The sequence below is a fragment of the Streptomyces sp. NPDC059534 genome, from assembly GCF_042743475.1.
Taxonomy (GTDB): Bacteria; Actinomycetota; Actinomycetes; order Streptomycetales; family Streptomycetaceae; genus Streptomyces.
Genome location: NZ_JBHWAQ010000024.1, coordinates 1 through 17,652 on the forward strand (window position 1 = coordinate 1; position 17,652 = coordinate 17,652).

Below are 17,652 nucleotides of genomic sequence, written 5' to 3' on the forward strand. Positions count from 1 at the left end.
CTCACCCGCCCACGAACGGGCATCAACCAATACCCCACCCATGGACAGAACAACGACTCACCTGCCCAACCATCACGACAAGGACCGTTGCAGTACTAGGGCCTGTCGGTCAGGCCATGGACACCCGCCTGGATCCGACCCCCGTCCAGCTTCCGCAGGGCCGTCCGGACCGCGGCCAGGTCCTCGTCCGAGGCCAGCCCCGCGTGGTAGAGCCGCAGTTCGGTCGCGCCCGCGTCCCGGGCGTGCTCGGCGTCCCGGGCGAGGCGCCCGGGGGCGCCTCCCATGCCGCCGACGACGGAGAGGTTGGCGGCGAGGACGGTGTCCGGGCGGGCATGGGCCGCGAACTCGGCGACCTTCGGCGGGCGGGCGACCACGCCGTCGGCGAGGCCCAGGACATGCGCCGGGTCGGTGCCGGCGTCGGCGCCGCACCGGTACGGGTCGGGGTCGGCGTGCAGCAGGACCCGGAATCCGGGCGGGGCGGCGGCCCGTACGGCGGAGACGGCGGCCTCCTGGAAGGTACGGGCGGCTCGGGCGCGCCAGGCCAGGGCGGGGGCCTCCAGGGCGGCGAGGCCACCCGCCGGGCCGGTGCCGGCCCACACGGGCTCCAGGGCGGCGCGCACGGCGGCGGCCAGCTCGTCCGGGTCGGCGCCCTCGTCGCCGTACCCCTGCCGGCAGGCGGGGCAGAAGCAGAGCGACATCAGGTACTGCTCGCGCTCCCCCAGGGCGATCCCGCCGGTCTTGTCGTGGGCGTGCAGGTGCGCGAGGCCGTACCAGCCGCAGGACTCCAGCTCGGTGCCGGCCGCGCCGGGCCGTACGGCGGCCTCGGCCGCCAGGTCGACGAGGAGGTCCCGGACGTCGGGGCGGGCGACGCAGGGGGCCCAGGGGTACCGGTCGCCGTGGGCGTTGACGACGGAGGTCTCCGGATGTTCCGCGCCGAGACGGGAGTTGTGGGCGAGGACGACCCAGCTGTGCACCTCGACGCCGGCGCCGGCGAGGGCGTCGGCGGCCCGGCCGTACGCGTCGCCGGGCGCCCACTCCCCCGCCGGGTACGGGCGGAGCGGGCGGCCGGCCCAGCGGCCCGGGTCCGGCGGGTAGAGCACGGCGGCGTGCTCGGCGGTGACGATCCGGTGGGCCGGGTGACGGGGGCTCAGCGCCCGGGTGGAGTGGTAGGCGGCGGCGAGGGTGACCTGGGCGAGGCCGAGGCCGGCGAGGAGCCCGGGCGCGGCGGGGTCGCCGTCGACGTCCCACGGGTAGACGAACGCTCCCGCTCTCACGCTCCGGCCTCCTTGAGGAGGGCCCGGCCGTGCTCGACGAGCAGGGCGAGCTCGCGCAGGTGCGCGGGGGCGGGCTCGCTCAGCGGCGACCGCACCTCGCCGACGTCCAGACCGCCCATCCGCACGGCCGCCTTGACGAGCGAGACGGCGTATCCGCGCCCCTGGTCGCGGAGTTCGACGAGCGGCCGGAAGAAGCCGTCGACGAGCAGGTCGACGGTGGTGTCGTCGCCGGCGGCGAGGGCGCGGTGGAAGGCGAGGGCGAGGTCGGGGGCGAAGCAGAACACGGCGGAGGAGTAGAGGGTGACGCCGATGGCCCGGTAGGCGGCGCCGGTGAGTTCGGCGGTCGGCAGGCCGTTGAAGTACAGCAGGTCGAGGCCCTCGGCGCGGACGGCGCTGACGATCCGCTGCATCAGACCGAGGTCGCCGTGGCCGTCCTTGAGGCCGATGACGCCGTCGGTGCGGGCGAGGGCGACGGCGGTGTCGGGGGTGAGGATCGCGTTGTCCCGCTGGTAGACGATCACGTCGAGCGAGGTGGCGGCGGCCAGCCGGGTGTAGTGGCGGAGCAGTCCCGCCTGGTCGGCGACGACGAGGTACGGGGGCATGGCGAGGAGCCCGTCGGCGCCCGCCTCCTCGGCGAGGCGGGCGTACCGGATCGCGAGTTCGGTGCCGTAGCCGGTGCCGGCGACGACGGGGACGCGGCCCGCGGTCTCCTCGACGGCGGCGGCGACGCAGTCCCGGAACTCCTCGGGGGTGAGGGCGTGGAACTCGCCGGTCCCGCAGCAGGCGAACACGGCCGCGGCGCCCGCGTCGACACCGGCGCGGACGTGGGCGCGGAAGGTGTCGAGGTCGACGGAGCCGTCCGGCGCGAAGGCGGTGACGGGGAAGAAGAGCAGGCCGTCGAGCCGGCCGGCGAGCGGGGCAGTGGTCACGGGCGCTCCCAGGGAAGTCCGTCGTGCATCGTCATCTCGTGCACAGTTATGACTGTCGTCCATATTCTTGAACACTGACGTCCCGCACGCTAGAACAGCGCGGAACCACCGGTCAAGGAGAGATCGCGCCGTATCGAACACTCTTGACGCTCCGTCGGGGCGCTCCCTAGCGTGTCCACGGTTGTGAATTCCACTCAACGGAGGAGACCCGGTCCATGTCCGTACCCCGCACCGTCCTGCTCACCGGCGCCGCCGGGGGCGTCGGCACGCTGATGCGGGAGCTGCTGCCCCCGTACGGCTACGAGCTCCGCCTCCTGGACGTCGCCCCCGTGCCCGGGGCCCCGGACGCGATCGTCGCCGACCTCGCCGACCGCGCCGCGCTGCGCGAGGCCGTCCGGGGTGTCGACGCGATCGTGCACCTGGCGGGCATCTCCCTGGAGGCCGACTTCGAGAAGATCATGGCCGCCAACATCGCCGGGACCCACCACCTCTACGAGGCCGCCCGCGAGGAGGGCGTCCGGCGCGTGGTGTTCGCCTCCAGCAACCACGCCGTCGGCTTCACCCGGCGCCCGCGCGAGGGAGACCCCCTGATCCCGGTCGACACCCCGCACCGCCCCGACACCTTCTACGGCCTCTCCAAGTGCTTCGGCGAGGACCTGGCACAGCTCTACTGGGACCGGCACGGCATCGAGACGGTCTCCGTCCGCATCGGCTCCTGCTTCCCCGAGCCCACCTCCGTGCGGATGCTCTCGATGTGGCTCAGCCCCGCCGACTGCGCCCGCCTGCTGCACGCCGCGCTCACCGCCGAGGACGTGGCCCACACGGTCGTCCACGGCTCCTCCGCCAACACGCGCGCGTGGTGGGACCTCTCCACCGCCCGGGCGCTCGGCTTCGAACCGCGGGACGACTCGGAGGTGTACGCGGAGAAGCTCATCGCCGACAAGGGCTTCCCGCCGGAGGGCAGCGCCGACGACCTCTACCTGGGCGGCCACTTCTGCGTGGACCCGCCCCGGTGGCCGCACTGAACGCCGGGACTCCGCCGACCCCACCGACCCCAGGAGTGACCGCATGAACCGCAGGCGCCCCCTCGCCCTCGTGACCGGGGTCGGCCGGACCGTCGGCATCGGCGCGGGCATCGCCGACCGACTCGCCGAGTCGGGCTGGGACGTCGCGTTCACCTGCTGGACCCCCTACGACCGGCGGATGGCCTGGGGCGAGGAGCGGGGCGCGGCCGGGGCGATCGCCGAGCGGCTCGCCGAGCGGGGCGCGGCCTGCACGGCCGTCGAGGCCGATCTCGCCGATCCCGAGGCCCCCGCGCGCGTCTTCGACACGGCCGAGGAACGGCTCGGCGGCCCGGTCACGGCCCTCGTCATGTGCCACTGCGAGTCGGTCGACTCCGGCCTCCTGGACACCACCGTCGAGAGTTTCGACCGTCATTTCGCCGTCAACGCGCGCGCGTCCTGGCTGTTGATCCGGGAGTACGGCCGGCGCTTCACCGGCGCTCCCGGCACCGGCCGGATCGTCGCCCTGACCAGCGACCACACCGTGGGGAACCTCCCCTACGGGGCGAGCAAGGGCGCGCTCGACCGCATCACCCTGGCCGCCGCGCGCGAGCTGGCGCATCTCGGGGTCACCGCCAACGTCGTCAATCCGGGTCCGGTGGACACCGGCTGGATGACGGAGGGACTGCGGGAGGAGATGATCCGGCAGACCCCGCTCGGCCGCCTCGGCACTCCCCGGGACACCGCGCGCCTGGTGGACTTCCTCTGCTCGCCCGAAGGGCAGTGGATCAACGGGCAGCTGCTGATGAGCAACGGCGGCCTGGCCTGAGACCGGTCAGGGGATACGCAGGACCCGGCCGGACTGATACGGGGGAGCCGGCCGGGGCCCGGGTCACGGTGCGCGCTGGCAGACCGGACCTGTCCACCGTAGGCCCGGCCGAAGATCATCGCGAGCCGCTGAACGCGGCACCTGTCCGGAATGCGCGACGGGTTGATGCATGAAAGTACCCGGTCAGCGAGGTATAAGCCCCCAGCGCGCCGGAGCGTACGCCCCGCCTGGCGCACCCGCCCGCCCCTGCCTGGGCCGCACCCGGCAGCCCTCCCCGGGCCACACCCGGCCGCACCCGGCCACACCCGGCCACACCCGGCCGCACCTCCTGGGCCCCGCCCGCCCGCGCCTCCCGGACGCGCGCGGACCGCCGGCCCTCAGCAGCCCCCGCGCAAGGTGCCGGACGGCGACTCGCCGAACCTCTCCCGGTAGCGCGCCGCGAACCGTCCCTGGTGGGCGAAGCCCCAGCGCCAGGCCACCTCGCTCACGCTCACCTCGCCCGGCGCGGCCGCCCGCAGCTCCTCTCGGACCCGGTCGAGGCGGACCTCCCGCACGTACGCCATCGGCGACATCCCGACGTACTCGCGGAACGACTCCTGGAGGCGCCGGACGCTCACCCGGGACAGGGCGGCGAGTTCGGTGGTGGTGAAGGGATGCTCGGGGCGCTCCCGCACCGCGTCCATCGCCCGCTTGACCGGGGCCGGCCGCAGCGGCTCCCCCGGATGGGCGAGCGCCTCGCGCCAGGGGTGCTCGGCGGCCAGGAGCAGACCGTTGAGCAGCGCCTCCTGCAAGGGTCCGGCCACCAGCTCGTGCCGGGCGAGGCCCTCGCCCGCGAGGGCCTCGGCGGCGACCTGACGGGCGAAGCGCACCCAGCTCAGACCCGGGCCGCGCGTGATGTCCAGGCCGGACGCGAGGACGAGCGGGCCGCGGGGCGGGCGGCCGATCAGCTGCTCCAGGCGGTCGCGCAGCGCGGCCGCCCCGACCTTCACCGACAGGGTCCGGCAGTCCCCGCTCCAGCGGTCGAGGAAGGTGTCCCCCGCCGGGTCGAGCAGCAGTGCCTCGGTGGGCGTCGCGACGATCGAGGACCCGCCCTGGCGCATCTCCATCCGCCCGCTGAGCGGGGCGTTCAGGTGGTACGCGCCGAGCTCCCCGAAGCTCATCCGCACGTCGGCGCCGCAGCTCAGGTCGCCGATGACCAGCGGCCCGAGCGCCACGGTGTCGAAGCGGGCCGCGAAGGGCCGCCGCTCCCCCTCGACGACGTCCATCCGGTTCGCGTAGTAGCGCGCGTCGAGCTCCTCGCGCGCCTCGTCCACGTCCCCCGTCCGGAACGAGCTCCCGCCCACCGCACCCGCGGCACCCGCGGTCCCCACTGCACCCATGAACCGAAAGAATATTCATATGACGGATCTGACCGGGAACGGCAGGATGCCCGGCATGCCACGACCTCATGGATTCACGTACGAGCGACGCGGGGACGGCTCGGTCGTCCTCACCCACCAGGGCCGCGCCGCGGGCGTGCTGCGCGGCGGGCGCGCCGAGAAGTTCCTCGCGGAGGTGGAGGCGGGGGACGCCCAGCTGGTCATGGCCCGCTGGACGGGCTCGTACCGCTTCGGCAACGAACGGCAGGCCAAGAACCACCCGCGTCACCAGGGTGGCCGAACCGGGCGCGGGTAAGGGAACGGCAAAGGGGGCCGGATCGTTAGCCCTGGCATGACCGCTATGACCCCCGGCTCGAACATCCCTCTCACCGCCGCGCGCGTGGCGGTGGACGTCGCCGCCCCGGTGCGGCTCGACGTCTCGGGCCTGCTGCTCGGCGCCAACGGCAAGGTGCGCTCGGACGACGACTTCATCTTCTACAACCAGCCGGCCGGGCCCGGTGTCACCTACCGCTCCGGCGGCGGGGCCGCGCCCGACGCCATCGTGGTGGACACCGGCGCCCTCCCGGCCGGCATCGAGCGGATCGTCGTCACGGCGAGCCCCGACGCGGCGGGCCAGACGTTCCAGGGCATCGAACCCACGGCGACCCTGCGCAACGCGGACGACGGCAGCGTGCTCGCCACCTTCACCCCGCCGCAGCTGGCCACCGAGACGGCGCTCGTGGTCGTCGAGATCTACCTGCGCAACGGCGCCTGGAAGGCCCGCGCCGTGGGCCAGGGATACGCGAACGGGCTGGCCGGCATCGCGACCGACTTCGGCGTCTCGGTGGACGACGAGCCGGCCGCCGCCCCGGCACCGGCCGCCCCGGCCGTCGTCGCCCCGCCGGCCCCGCCCGCGCCGCCCGCCGCCCCGGTGGACCCGCGGATCGCCGCCCCGCCGGCGCCGCCCGCTCCCCCGGCCGCGGCCCCCGCCGCCGCCGTCTCCACCGGCAAGATCAACCTCGACAAGGGCCGGGTCAGCCTCCAGAAGAACCAGACGGTGTCCCTCGTCAAGGGCGGCCGCCCGCTGCTCTCCCAGGTCAAGATGGGCCTCGGCTGGGAGCCCGCGTACCGCGGCAAGGACATCGACCTGGACGCCTCCGTCATCGCGTACGGCCCGCAGCGCAACCATCTGGACAGCTGCTACTTCGGCAAGCTGTCCATCCTCAACGGCTCGGTGAAGCACTCCGGCGACAACCTCACCGGTGAGGGCGCGGGCGACGACGAGGTGATCGTCGTGGACCTCGGCCGGCTTCCGGCCGACGCCACCGGCCTGGTCTTCACGGTCAACTCCTTCTCCGGCCAGAAGTTCACCGAGGTCGCCAAGGCGTACTGCCGGCTGATCGACGCGGCGTCCGGCGAGGAGCTGGTCCGCTTCGACCTGACCACCGCCGAGCCGCAGACCGGCGTCATGATGGCCAAGCTGATCAAGCAGTTCTCCGGCGAGTGGGAGATGACGGCGATCGGCGAGTTCGTGAAGTCCCGCACGGTCCGGGGCATGGTGAAGCCGGCCGCCCAGGCACTCTGAGCGACCGGCCCGGCGCCGCTGGGGCCTGTCGTCACATTCCCTAGGAGAACAGTGCGCTGTAGGCGTTGAGGGCGGGCTGGCCGCCGAGGTGGGCGTAGAGCACGGTCGAGTCCCGGCCGATCTCTCCCCGGTCCACCAGGTCGACCAGACCCGCCATCGACTTCCCCTCGTAGACGGGGTCGGTGACCATGCCCTCGGTGCGGGCGGCCAGCCGCATCGCGTCGAGGGTGGCCTCGTCCGGAATGCCGTACACCCCGCCGTGGTACCGCTCGTCCAGCTCGACGTCGGCCGCCGTCACCTCGCGCTCGACGCCGATCAGCGCGGCGGTGTCCCGGGCGATCCGGGTGATCTGCTCGTGCGTCGGGCCGGGCTTCGCGGAGGCGTCGACGCCGACGATCCGGCGGGCGGGTCCGCCCTCCTCGGCGAGCGCGGCGAAGCCCGCGACCATGCCGGCCTGGGTGGAGCCGGTCACCGAGCAGACGACGACCGTGTCGAAGAAGACGCCGAGCGCGCGCTCCTGTTCGGCCACCTCGTACGCCCAGTTCGCGAAGCCGAGGCCGCCGAGCCGGTGGTCGGAGGCGCCCGCCGGGATCGCGTACGGCTTCCCGCCGCCCTCCTCGACCTCCCGCAGGGCCTGCTCCCAGCTCTCCTTGAAGCCGATGCCGAAGCCCGCCCGCACCAGGCGCACGTCGGCGCCGGCGAGGCGGCTGATGAGGATGTTGCCGACCTTGTCGTAGACGGAGTCGGGCCAGTCGACCCAGCTCTCCTGGACGAGGACGCACTTCAGGCCCGCCCGGGCCGCGACGGCGGCGACCTGGCGGGTGTGGTTGGACTGGACGCCGCCGATGGAGACGAGGGTGTCGCAGCCCTGCGCGAGGGCGTCGGCGACCAGGTACTCCAGCTTGCGGGTCTTGTTCCCGCCGTACGCCACCCCGGAGTTGCAGTCCTCGCGCTTGGCCCAGAGCGTGGCGCCGCCGAGGTGGTGGGTGAGCCGTTCCAGGGGGTGGACCGGGGAGGGCCCGAAGAGGAGCGGATAACGGTCGAAGTCGGAGATCGGCAAGGCGGCTCCCGGTGAGTGGCGGCTGCTGGGCGACGGTCCTGGACGCGCTAGGGGCGTTCAGGAGGCACGGGAGGCACGGCGGGTCGGGCGGGGGCGGCGAATCCGACGGGTTCGGCAGGGCCGGCAGGTGCGCCGAGTCCGACAGGTTCGCCGAGTCCGGCGGGTGCCGCGGGCTCGGCGGGTTCGGCGGGTGCCGGGATGCCGGTGACCTCGGCGACGTCGATGGCGTCGTCCGCGAGCTGTTCGAGGGCCGCCCAGATCTCGGTGGTGACCCGCACCGCCTCCTCCGCGTCCCCGGCCGCGCAGGCGTCGATCAGCCGGGCGTGCAGCTCGGCCGAGCCGCAGCTTCCGGCGTCGCCGAAGAGCCGCCGCTCGACGCGGCGGATCAGGGGGGTGTACCGCGCGATCGTGGCGGCGGCGGCGTGGTTGCCGCTGGCGGTGACGAGGACCTGGTGCAGCTCGTCGTCGGCGCTGAGGGCGGCCTCCACGTCGGAGGCGCGGACGGCGGCCGCGAAGCGTTCGTTGGCCTCGCTCATGGCCCGGATGCCCTCGGGGCCGAGCAGGGGTACGCCGGTCCTGGCGGCGAGTTCGTGCATCACCCGCACCACCGAGGCGGCGTCCCGGACGACGCGGCTGACCGGCCGGGTGACCCGGGTGTAGCTCTGCGGCTTGGACTCGACGAGCCCCTCGCCGCCGAGCCGGGCCAGGGCCTCGCGCACGGGTGCGCGCGAGAGCCCGAGCCGTTCGGCGAGATCGGCGTCCTTGAGCGGGGCGCCGGGCGCGAGGTCGCCGCGCACGATGGCCTCGCGCAGCGCCTCGTACGCCCGGTCACGCAGCAGGGTCCGGCCCACGGGCCGCAGTGCGTCCATGGATTGACATGTTAGATGTCATTCCATGGGGCTGAACAGGATCGTTTTCGGCCTCAGCGGCGGGGCTGGCGGCGCCAGGGACCGGTGATCGCCACCATGATGCCCGGGTCCTGGATGTTGGCGAACAGCGTGTCGCCGTCGGGCGAGAAGGTCACGCCGGTGAACTCGCTGTCGTTGAGGTCGTTGCGGGCGATCGGGTAGGTGCGGCCGGAGTCGGTGGCGCCGAAGAGGTGCTGGACCCCCTCGCCGTCCTCCGCGATGACGAGCCCGCCGTACGGCGAGACCGTGATGTTGTCGGGGCCGTCGAAGGCACCGTCCTCGCCGGGGGCGGCGTTCACGCCGAGCAGCACCTTGAGGGTGAGGGTGCGACGCTTGGGGTCGTAGAACCAGACCTGGCCGTCGTGCGCCGCGCCCGGGCTCTCCTCACGGGCGTAGGAGGAGACGACGTAGGTGCCGCCGTCGGCCCACCACATGCCCTCCAGCTTGCGGGCGCGGGTGACCTGGCCGTCCGCGAACTGCTTGCGGACGGAGGTGGTGCGGCCGTCGCGGTCGGGGACGTCGACCCAGTCGACGCCGTAGACGGTGCCGATCCGGGTGGCGCGGGACAGGTCGTCCACGAACCTGCCCGAGGAGTCCGTGCACTTGAACGCCTGGAGCACACCGGCGTCGTCGGCGAGGGTGCGGAGCTTGCCGCGGCCGTGCTCGAAGCCCGCCGGCGGCGTCCAGCGGAAGAGCAGGCCGTTGGGGTTGGAGGCGTCCTCGGTGAGGTAGGCGTGGCCCCGCTTGGGGTCGACGACGACAGCCTCGTGGTCGTAGCGGCCGAACGCCTTGACCGGCTTCGGGTCGCGGTTGGCGCGGCGGTCGCGCGGGTCGACCTCGAAGATGTAGCCGTGGTCCTTGGTCATGCCGTTGACGCCGGCGCGGTCGGAGTTCTCCTCGCCGGTCAGCCAGGTGCCCCAGGCGGTGCGGCCGCCCGCGCAGTTGGTGGACGTGCCGGCGATGCCGACCCACTCGGCGACGGTGCCGTCGCGGTGCACCTCGACGACCGTGCAGCCGCCGGCCGCGGCGGGGTCGTACACGAGGCCCTCGGTGAGCGGGACCGGGTGCGCCCACTTGGCGCGGGGGCCCTTCAGCTCGTGGTTGTTGACCAGGTACGTGGTGCCGCGCGGGCCGGCGAAGGCGGCGGTGCCGTCGTGGTTGGACGGCGTGAACTCGCCGCTCTCCAGGCGGGTCACACCGCTGTGGGTGACGACGCGGTACGAGAACCCGGCCGGCAGGGCGAGCATCCCCGCGGGGTCGGCGACGAGCGGCCCGTACCCGAGCGCGTGACCGTGGCCGTGTCCGTGGTCGTGACCGGCCCCGAGCGCGGCCGGCTCGTCGGAGGCCAGCGCCTCGGGGGCCGTGGCGAGAGCCCCGACGACACCGGTGAGGGCGAGGCCCGCACCGGCGCCTGCGGACTGCTTGGTGAACTCTCTGCGGTTGAGGGGCATGGTGTGGCGTTCTCCCTGTGGTGGCCGAATCTCGCTGGCCACCCTTGCGCGCCCCCGCGAACACCGGCTGAACGCCGCGGGAACACCGCCCACTCCTCACACGGCGGCCCCGGGCGGGCGACGGCCCTGAGCAGCCCAAAGCCCAGGGCGGGCGACGCCCTCTCCGGCAGCCCAAAGCCCCGGGCAGGCGACGGACGGGCCGAGCCCCCGACGCCCGCCCGAGACCGCCCCCGAGACCGCCCCCGAGACCGCGCGGCGCCCGCCCCGACGCCCGCCCGGGCCCCGTGTCAGGAGCCGGACCGCGAGCGGGCCTTGAAGGCGGCCTTGCGGGCGTCCTTCGCGGCCGTCTTGTCGCGGTGCAGGCGGCCCATCGCCTCCAGGACCTCCGCCGTCGCCGGGTGCTCCACCCGCCAGGCGGCATCGAGGAAGCCGCTGTGGCGGCCGGTCAGACCCTCGATCAGCTCCTGGAGCTCCTCCAGGTCGCCGTCCGAGCCGAGCTGGGCCGCGATCGTGTCGATGGCCAGCCAGAAGATCATCGTCTCCGAGGGCGCGGGCACGTCCGCCGCACCCCGCTCGGCGAGCCAGACCCGGGCGAGACCGCCGAGTTCGGGGTCGTCGAGTACCTCGCGCACCGCGGGCTCCGCCTCGGCGCCCACCAGCGAGAGCGTCTGCTGGCAGTGGAGGCGGCGGAGCGGCGAGTCCGCGTCCGCGCCCCGGGCGGCGGCCAGCAGCTCGCGGGCGGCGGTGACGGCGTCGCGGCCGGCGAGCCACGCGGCGGTCTCCTCGCGGGCCGCGCCCTCCGGGTAGCCGACGATTCCGGCGAGGAGCGCGTCGGCGCCCTTCTCGGCCAGGTCGCCGACGGCGGGCGCGTCCACCCCGGCCTCCAGCATGCGGGCCCGGACGCCGTAGAGGCCGAGCGGGGTGAGCCGGACCATGCCGTACCGGGAGACGTCCTCGTCGTCGACCGGCGGCGCGGGCTCCTCGCCCTCCTCGGCCATCAGGGCCTCGTCGACGGGCTGGTACTCGACGAGGCCGATCGGCTCGAAGAGCCGGAACTGCTCGTCGAGCCGCATCATCGCGTCCGAGACCTGCTCCAGGACGTCGTCGGTGGGCTCGCCCATGTCGTCGGGGACGACCATCGACGCGGCGAGCGCGGGCAGCGGCACCGGGCCCTCGCCGGCGCCGCCCTCGCTGACGGTCAGCAGGTAGAGGTTGCCGAGGACGCCCTCCAGGAAGTCGGCCTCGACCTCGGGGTCCCAGTCGAGGGCCTCGAAGTCGATCTCGCCGTCGTCGCCGACGATCGCGTCCAGGTCGTCGAGGACGGGGGCGACGGCGTCGGCGAAGACGGCGTCGAAGCCGTCCAGCCAGATCGCGAGGACGTCCTGCGGCGAACCGCCGGTGACGAGTGCCAGGTTCTCGCCGGGCGCGGCGCGTCCGGCGGTGACGCCCTCCTCGTCCTCCGTGCCGTCCTCGACGTCCACGAGGCCGGTGTCGACGGCGAGCCGCCAGGCGTCGCCGGCCAGGATCTCGGCGTCCTCCTCGTCGGCGAGGCCCAGGAGCTCGACGGCCTGGGGGAGTTGCTCGTCGACGAGTTCGCCGCCCGCGTCGACCCGGGTGTCGGGCCCGGCCCAGCGGGCGAGCCGTACCGCGTGGGTGAGGAGGGGGGCGGCCAGGGCGTCCCGCGCCAGCTCCGCGTCCGCACGGAGCCGAACGGGGGGAAGGGTGGGGTGCTCCGCTGACATCTGGGGGGTCTCCTCGACGCGTGCGTGGGTGAAGGTGAAGGGCTCAAAGAGCGGTCCTCAGCGTAGACGCATCCGGGGCCCCGTCCGGCGGTTCACGGATCCGTCAGCCTTCGTACACCCGTCGACTCTTGACAAGTCCACCGCTCTCGCAAGAGATTGACGCGCGTAGATTCTTCTGCCGATCGTCCAAGCACCCTCGGAGTCCTCTGATGTCTTCCTCCATACCGAGATCCGCCGCGGTCTCCGCCGTCGTCGCCGCCGCCCTCGCCGCCGGTCTGCTCGCGAGTGCGTCGAGCGCCTCGGCCGAGGACACCGCAGCCGTCCGCGTCCACGACATCCAGGGCACGACGCGCGTCTCGCCGCTCGTCGGCAAGCAGGTCACCGGCGTCACGGGCATCGTCACCGGCGTCCGCACCTACGGCTCGCGCGGCTTCTGGATCCAGGACCCGGAGGCCGACGAGAACCCGGCCACCAGTGAGGGCGTGTTCGTCTTCACCAGCTCCGTCCCGACCGTCGCCGTCGGCGACGCCGTCAGCCTGAACGGCACGGTCACCGAGTACGTCCCCGGCGGTCTGAACTCCGGCAACCAGTCGCTGACCCAGATCTCGAAGCCGGTCGTCACGGTCGTCTCGAAGGGCAACCCGGTCCCGGCCCCGGTGACGGTCTCGGCCTGGTCGGTCCCCGAGGAGTACGCCCCCGAGGGCGACCCGGCCGCCGGCGGCTCGATCAACGGCCTGACGCTGGACCCGGAGACGTACGCCCTGGACTACTACGAGTCCCTGGAGGGCACCAACGTCCGGATCGGCTCCTCGCGCGTGGCCGGTGCCACCGACCCGTACGCCGAGCTGTGGGTGACCGTGAAGCCCTGGGAGAACCGCAACCGGCGCGGCGGCACGGTCTACGGCTCGTACGAGTCCCAGAACACCGGCCGGCTCCAGATCCAGTCGCTGACCCCGCTCGCCCAGCAGCCGTTCCCCAAGGCGAACGTGGGCGACCGGCTGACCGGCACCACCGAGGGCCCGCTCGACTTCAACCAGTTCGGCGGCTACACGCTGACGGCCCGCACCCTGGGCACGGTCGTGGACGCGGGCCTGGAGCGCGAGACCACGGACCGCCAGCACAAGAACGAGCTGGCCGTGGCGACGTACAACGTCGAGAACCTCGACCCGTCCGACCCGCAGGAGAAGTTCGACGCGCTCGCGAAGGCGGTCGTCGAGAACCTCGCCTCGCCCGACATCCTCGCCCTGGAGGAGATCCAGGACAACAACGGCGCCAAGAACGACGGCACCGTCGCCGCCGACGTGACGGTGAAGAAGTTCACCGACGCGATCGTGGCGGCCGGCGGCCCGGCGTACGAGTGGCGCTCGGTCGACCCGGAGAACGGCAAGGACGGCGGCGAGCCGGGCGGCAACATCCGTCAGGTCTTCCTCTTCAACCCCGAGCGGGTCTCCTTCACCGACCGCGCCGGCGGCGACGCCACCACCGCCACCGCCGTCACGGGCACCAAGGGCCACGCCGCGCTGACCCTCTCCCCCGGCCGCATCGACCCGGCGAACGCCGCCTGGGAGAGCAGCCGCAAGCCGCTCGCGGGAGAGTTCGTCTTCCGCGGCCGCACGGTCTTCGTGATCGCCAACCACTTCGGCTCCAAGGGCGGCGACGAGTCCATCGTCTCGCACCACCAGCCGCCGGTCCGCTCCTCCGAGGCGAAGCGACTGCTCCAGGCGCAGGCGGTCAACGCCTTCGTGAAGGACATCGTCGCGCTGGAGAAGCAGGCGGACGTCCTCGTCGTCGGCGACATCAACGACTTCGAGTTCTCCGGCACGACCCAGGCGCTGACCGACGGCGGCGCGCTGTACCCGGCCGTGAAGTCGCTGCCGCTCAGCGAGCGCTACTCGTACGTGTACCAGGGCAACAGCCAGGTCCTCGACCAGATCCTGACGAGCCCGGGCGTGCACCACTTCGAGTACGACAGCGTGCACATCAACGCGGAGTTCGCCGACCAGGACAGCGACCACGACCCGCAGGTCCTGCGCTTCCGTCCCTGACGGCCCGCCCGGTCACACGCCCGCGCTCAGACTGAGCGCGGGCGTGTACCGCCGCACCCGGCCGCCCGTGAGCGCCGGGTGACGGCGCACCCGCTTCCATGCCTCGCTCAGCCGGCCCTCGTCCGCCAGCCACTCCTCGTGGGCCCGCTCGCTCTCCCACTCCGCGTAGTTCAGGACCCGGCCGCCGTCGACGGACAGATGGAACCGGCCACTGATCCCGCCGGACACCCGCCCCGCCGCCGTGTCCTCGTCCAGGGCGGTGAACACGCTGTCCACCCACTCCTCGCGGCGCCCCTCTCCGGCACCGTCGAAGTCGGCCTCGACGACCACGACGACCCCGGGCGGCTCCCCCGCGCCCGTCCCGCCACGGGCGGTGGAACGGTGGACGGACGCGTAACGGCGGAGCTCCACCCGCTCGATGCCGGGGACGGCGGCGTCGATCTCGGCGTTCCGGTCGTCGCGGTAGGTGCGGACGAAGTCGTCGTAGGCATGCTGCTCGGTCCACTGCGAGTAGTGCAGCAGGGTGTCCCCGTCGGTCCCGATGGCGACGCTGTACGACAGCAGGCCGAGGTCGGGCCACTCACGGCTCTCCCAGGCGGTCCTGACGGCCTCCACGGCGGCGCGCTGGCGCTCGGGGGTGCCGACCCGCCAGGTGCTGACGAGGACGGCGCCGACGCCGGGGCGGTTGAGGTCGGGACGGGCATCGGGGCGTGCGACGGCGTTCATGCGGACGGTCTCCTTCGGCGGTGATCGGCTCGGTTCGACACGGTCCACCGTCCTTCCTCAACCACGCTTGAGGTCAAGGGGCTTCGCCGTGCGAGACTTCGCGCCATGATCCTTCGCCCCGCCACCCGCGCCGAACTGCCCGCCGTCCTGGCCCTGCTCGCCGACGAGGACACGGTGGTGGACCCCGGCTCGATGGTGGTCACCGAGGCGTACGAGCGGGCCTTCGCCGACATCGAGGGCGACCCGCGCAACGAGATGCTGGTCCTGATGGACGGCGAGCTCGTCCTGGGCTGCCTCCAGGCCACGTACATCCCGGGTCTCGGCAAGGGCGGCGCCGAGCGGGCCCTGATCGAGGCGGTCCGGATCAGGGCCGACCGGCGCGGCGGCGGTCTCGGCCGGGAGCTGATGGAGCGGGCCGTGGCACGGGCGGAGGAGCGCGGCTGCGCGCTCGTCCAGCTGACCAGCGACAAGCGGCGGACGGAGGCCCACCGCTTCTACGCCTCGCTGGGCTTCGCGCGCAGCCACGACGGCTTCAAGCGGACGCTCTAGGCCACCTCTTCGGGCAGGTCCCCCTGTCGCGCCCGCCGATCACGCCAGACCCGCACCATGTTTCAGCAGCACTTATCTCTCGACCCAAGAAGATCTAAGTGGACCTACATGGTCCGATATGGCCAGACTTGCCGGATGACGACTGCACGCCCTTTCGGCCGCGCCCTCTGCGCGATGATCACCCCGTTCGCCGCCTCCGGTGCGCTCGACCTCTACGGCGCGGGAGAGCTGGCCGCCCGCCTCGTCGCCGAGGGCTGCGACGGCCTGGTCCTCAGCGGGACCACCGGCGAGTCCCCGACCACCACCGACGCCGAGAAGGCCGCGCTCGTCCGGGCCGTGCGGGAGGCCGTCGGCCCCGGCCCGTCGGTCGTCGCCGGCGTCGGCACCTCGGACACCCGGCACACCGTCGAACTGGCCCGGCAGGCCGAGCGGGCCGGCGCCGACGGGCTGCTCGTCGTCACCCCGTACTACAGCCGCCCGCCCCAGGCGGCGGTCGAGGCGCACTTCCTGAAGGTCGCGGACGCGACCGGCCTGCCGGTCATGGTCTACGACATCCCCGGCCGCACCGGCACCCGTGTCGAACCCGCGACGATGCTGCGGCTCGCCGCGCATCCGCGGATCGTCGCGGTGAAGGACTGCGCGAACGACCTGCTCGGCTCGGCCCGGGTGATCGCGGAGGGCGGCCTCGCGTACTACTCGGGCTCCGAGGAGCTCAACCTGCCGCTGTACGCGGTCGGCGGCGCGGGCTACGTCAGCACGGTGGCGAACGTGGCGCCCCGTCAGCTGCGCGCGGTCCTCGACGCCTTCGACGCGGGCGACACCGCCGGAGCGGCCCGCCTCAACGCCCGGCTGCTGCCGCTCACCGAGTTGATGATGGCCTCGGGCCTGCCGGGCACGGTCACCGCCAAGGCCCTCCTCGGCGGTCCGGTCCGGGAACCGCTGCAGCCCGCCGACCGGGAGGCGGTCGACGGGCTGCGGGCGGCGTACGAGGCGCTGGTTCAGGCGGAGTCGCCGGTGTAGGTCCCGCCGAAGAGCGCCGCGTGCTCCACGACCGTGGGCTTCGTCCTCATGTCGACTCCTCGCCTTGTCCGCGTGCAGTGACGCTGCGTCTGCCTGACGACGGCTGCTGCTGCTGCTGACGCAGGGTCACCGGATCAGTTGTGGCTGTGCAGGATGTCGTTGAGGCCGCCCCAGACCGCGTTGTTGGGGCGGGCCTCGACGGTGCCGGTGACCGAGTTCCGGCGGAAGAGGATGTTCGAGGCGCCGGAGAGCTCGCGGGCCTTCACGATCTGGCCGTCGGGCATGGTGACCCGGGTGCCGGCGGTGACGTACAGGCCGGCCTCGACGACGCACTCGTCGCCCAGGGCGATGCCGACGCCCGCCTCGGCGCCGATCAGGCAGCGCTCGCCGATCGCGATGACGACGTTGCCGCCGCCGGAGAGGGTGCCCATGGTGGAGGCGCCGCCGCCGATGTCGGAGCCGTTGCCGACGACGACACCGGCGGAGATCCGGCCTTCGACCATGGAGGTGCCGAGGGTGCCGGCGTTGAAGTTGACGAAGCCCTCGTGCATGACGGTGGTGCCGGCCGCGAGGTGGGCGCCGAGGCGGACACGGTCGGCGTCGGCGATACGGACCCCGGCGGGCACGACGTAGTCGGTCATGCGCGGGAACTTGTCGATCGAGGTCACCTGGAGGTGCAGGCCCTCGGCGCGGGCGTTGAGGCGCACCTTCTCGATGTCGTCGACGGCGACCGGGCCGAGGGAGGTCCAGGCGACGTTGGCGAGCAGGCCGAAGACGCCGTCCAGGCTCTGGCCGTGCGGCTTGACCAGCCGGTGGCTGAGCAGGTGCAGACGCAGGTAGGCGTCGTGGGCGTCGAGCGGCTTGTCGTCGAGCGAGGAGATCACGGTACGGACGGCGACCACCTCGACGCCCCGGCGGGCGTCCACGCCGAGGGCCTTGGCGGCGCCCTCGCCGAGGGCGTTGACGGCCTCGTCGGGGGTGAGCCGCTCGGTGCCGGCGGGGCCGGCCGCGTCGGTCAGCTCGGGGGCGGGGAACCAGGTGTCGAGAACGGTGCCGTCGCCGGAGATGGTGGCGAGGCCGGCGGCGACGGCGCCGGTGGTGCGAGGAGCAGTGGTCATGACGGAAAACCTAACCGTCGGGCCCCCGCCCGGGCCAACCGGTCTCAGGTGTCGGTC

At 73.5% G+C, this 17,652-nt stretch carries 16 protein-coding genes; 7 read left to right on the plus strand and 9 right to left on the minus strand.

Going from position 1 to position 17,652, the window contains the following annotated elements:
- Window positions 1-95 precede the first annotated feature (95 nt).
- On the minus strand, window positions 96-1,274 hold the full coding sequence (locus tag ACFVZH_RS26200; protein WP_384900850.1) for a hypothetical protein: 1,179 nt from the start codon (window positions 1,272-1,274) through the stop codon (window positions 96-98).
- Complete coding sequence (locus ACFVZH_RS26205) at window positions 1,271-2,203, minus strand: 5-dehydro-4-deoxyglucarate dehydratase (RefSeq protein WP_384900852.1); 933 nt, start codon at window positions 2,201-2,203, stop codon at window positions 1,271-1,273. The genes ACFVZH_RS26200 and ACFVZH_RS26205 overlap by 4 nt, the downstream gene beginning before the upstream one ends.
- A gap of 215 nt (window positions 2,204-2,418) precedes the next feature.
- Here ACFVZH_RS26205 and ACFVZH_RS26210 point away from each other — a divergent pair, with 215 nt between their 5' ends.
- Together ACFVZH_RS26210 and ACFVZH_RS26215 are read left to right on the plus strand one after the other, a co-directional pair.
- A complete protein-coding gene (locus ACFVZH_RS26210; RefSeq protein WP_384900853.1) occupies window positions 2,419-3,228 on the plus strand; it encodes an NAD-dependent epimerase/dehydratase family protein in 810 nt (269 codons plus the stop codon).
- A gap of 43 nt (window positions 3,229-3,271) precedes the next feature.
- Complete coding sequence (locus tag ACFVZH_RS26215) at window positions 3,272-4,033, plus strand: SDR family oxidoreductase (RefSeq protein WP_384900855.1); 762 nt, start codon at window positions 3,272-3,274, stop codon at window positions 4,031-4,033.
- A 377-nt stretch (window positions 4,034-4,410) separates the two neighbouring features.
- On the opposite strand, the gene ACFVZH_RS26220 is transcribed toward ACFVZH_RS26215, so the two are convergent.
- On the minus strand, window positions 4,411-5,412 hold the full coding sequence (locus ACFVZH_RS26220; RefSeq protein ID WP_384900857.1) for an AraC family transcriptional regulator: 1,002 nt from the start codon (window positions 5,410-5,412) through the stop codon (window positions 4,411-4,413).
- A gap of 55 nt (window positions 5,413-5,467) precedes the next feature.
- Here ACFVZH_RS26220 and ACFVZH_RS26225 point away from each other — a divergent pair, with 55 nt between their 5' ends.
- A complete protein-coding gene (locus tag ACFVZH_RS26225) occupies window positions 5,468-5,707 on the plus strand; it encodes a hypothetical protein (protein ID WP_384901055.1) in 240 nt (79 codons plus the stop codon).
- Between the two features lie 36 nt (window positions 5,708-5,743).
- Window positions 5,744-6,976: a TerD family protein gene (locus ACFVZH_RS26230; RefSeq protein ID WP_384900859.1), complete on the plus strand. Its 1,233-nt coding sequence runs from the start codon at window positions 5,744-5,746 to the stop codon at window positions 6,974-6,976.
- A 40-nt stretch (window positions 6,977-7,016) separates the two neighbouring features.
- On the opposite strand, the gene ACFVZH_RS26235 is transcribed toward ACFVZH_RS26230, so the two are convergent.
- The 4 genes from ACFVZH_RS26235 to ACFVZH_RS26250 form a co-directional block, all read right to left on the minus strand.
- Window positions 7,017-8,036, minus strand: coding sequence for a 1-aminocyclopropane-1-carboxylate deaminase (locus tag ACFVZH_RS26235; RefSeq protein ID WP_384900861.1), 1,020 nt, complete (start codon window positions 8,034-8,036; stop codon window positions 7,017-7,019).
- 47 nt (window positions 8,037-8,083) lie between these two features.
- Entirely contained in the window at window positions 8,084-8,905 is an 822-nt protein-coding gene (locus ACFVZH_RS26240) for a GntR family transcriptional regulator (protein ID WP_384900863.1), read from the minus strand.
- Window positions 8,906-8,958: 53 nt separating this feature from the next.
- Entirely contained in the window at window positions 8,959-10,395 is a 1,437-nt protein-coding gene (locus ACFVZH_RS26245; protein WP_384900865.1) for an alkaline phosphatase PhoX, read from the minus strand.
- Window positions 10,396-10,682: 287 nt separating this feature from the next.
- Window positions 10,683-12,137 (minus strand): hypothetical protein, encoded by a 1,455-nt coding sequence (locus ACFVZH_RS26250; RefSeq protein ID WP_384900867.1) that lies wholly within the window; start codon window positions 12,135-12,137, stop codon window positions 10,683-10,685.
- A 209-nt stretch (window positions 12,138-12,346) separates the two neighbouring features.
- On the opposite strand from ACFVZH_RS26250, the gene ACFVZH_RS26255 reads away from it, so the two are divergent.
- Entirely contained in the window at window positions 12,347-14,182 is a 1,836-nt protein-coding gene (locus ACFVZH_RS26255; RefSeq protein ID WP_384900869.1) for an endonuclease/exonuclease/phosphatase family protein, read from the plus strand.
- A 12-nt stretch (window positions 14,183-14,194) separates the two neighbouring features.
- On the opposite strand, the gene ACFVZH_RS26260 is transcribed toward ACFVZH_RS26255, so the two are convergent.
- Window positions 14,195-14,908: an antibiotic biosynthesis monooxygenase gene (locus tag ACFVZH_RS26260; protein WP_384900871.1), complete on the minus strand. Its 714-nt coding sequence runs from the start codon at window positions 14,906-14,908 to the stop codon at window positions 14,195-14,197.
- 105 nt (window positions 14,909-15,013) lie between these two features.
- Between ACFVZH_RS26260 and ACFVZH_RS26265 the strand changes: the two genes are divergently transcribed.
- Entirely contained in the window at window positions 15,014-15,457 is a 444-nt protein-coding gene (locus tag ACFVZH_RS26265; RefSeq protein ID WP_384900873.1) for a GNAT family N-acetyltransferase, read from the plus strand.
- 135 nt (window positions 15,458-15,592) lie between these two features.
- A complete protein-coding gene (gene dapA, locus ACFVZH_RS26270) occupies window positions 15,593-16,477 on the plus strand; it encodes a 4-hydroxy-tetrahydrodipicolinate synthase (protein WP_384900875.1) in 885 nt (294 codons plus the stop codon).
- Window positions 16,478-16,611: 134 nt separating this feature from the next.
- Here dapA and dapD read toward each other — a convergent pair whose 3' ends face one another.
- Window positions 16,612-17,595, minus strand: a complete 984-nt coding sequence (gene dapD / locus ACFVZH_RS26275; RefSeq protein ID WP_384900877.1) for a 2,3,4,5-tetrahydropyridine-2,6-dicarboxylate N-succinyltransferase — start codon at window positions 17,593-17,595, stop codon at window positions 16,612-16,614.
- Window positions 17,596-17,652 lie beyond the last annotated feature (57 nt).